General features: G+C 62.7%; 1 protein-coding gene. It reads left to right on the top strand.

The genetic code is table 11. The annotated features are described in order from the left end of the window. Positions 1–120: 120 nt before the first annotated feature. On the top strand, positions 121–851 hold a 731-nt coding region (locus tag ACLJN9_RS30515; RefSeq protein WP_410815153.1), incomplete at its 3' end, for a PA14 domain-containing protein.

Genomic DNA, 851 nt, shown 5'->3' with positions numbered 1-851 from the left:
ATGGGCACACGGCTGCTACGCCGATTGCGCGGTCCTGTCCTGGTAACACTCGCTCTGAGTCTGGCTGCTACCGGTCTGGGTGCTGGTTCGGCTGGTGCTGCTCCGGCGCAGGAGCCGGGCGTGACCCTGCGGGTTTTTGATGTGCAGGTGCCGTTGTCGGAGATCTGTACGTTGAAGCCGGCGCAGACTCCGAATGTGGACAAGTTGATGTCGACGATCAACTGGTCGTCGGTGGCGGATTTCGGTTTCGAGGACAACTTCGTCTCGCAGGTCCTGGGTAACGTCACCGCTTCGCAGGCGGGGAGTTACACGTTCCGGTTGAGCAGTGACGACGGGTCGAGGTTGACGATCGACAACGGTGTGGTGATCAACCACGACGGTTTGCACGGTGCGACCCCGCCGAAGGAAGGCACCGTCACCCTGACGGCCGGGTTGCATCCGCTGCGCATTGATCATTTTGAGCGGGCGGGTGGTCAGCAGATCACTTTGGAGTGGAAGACCCCCGGGTCGTCATCGTTCGTGGTGGTGCCGAACTCGGCGTTGAGCACCGACGCGGGGGTGGTTCGGGTGACCGCTCCGGGTCGGAAGGAGTGTGAGGGTGTCACTGACTCCCCGGGTGACGGTCTGCCGTTGACGGGGGTGCATCCGGGGTACTCGTTGACGAATTTGCGGCCCAACGGGTTCCAGCCGAAGGTCACCGGGATGGACTGGTTGCCGGACGGCCGGTTGGTGATTTCCACCTGGGGTGGTAGTGACCAGTCGGGTAGTTCGCAGGATGGTGAGGTGTACATCCTGGGTAACACCGGTGGGGCGACGAGTCCGGGTGCGGTGACGACGAAGAAGATCGCTGG

Source organism: Micromonospora sp. 067-2, assembly GCF_046549295.1.
GTDB lineage: Bacteria > Actinomycetota > Actinomycetes > Mycobacteriales > Micromonosporaceae > Micromonospora.
This window is presented reverse-complemented; position numbering and strand designations above follow the sequence as displayed.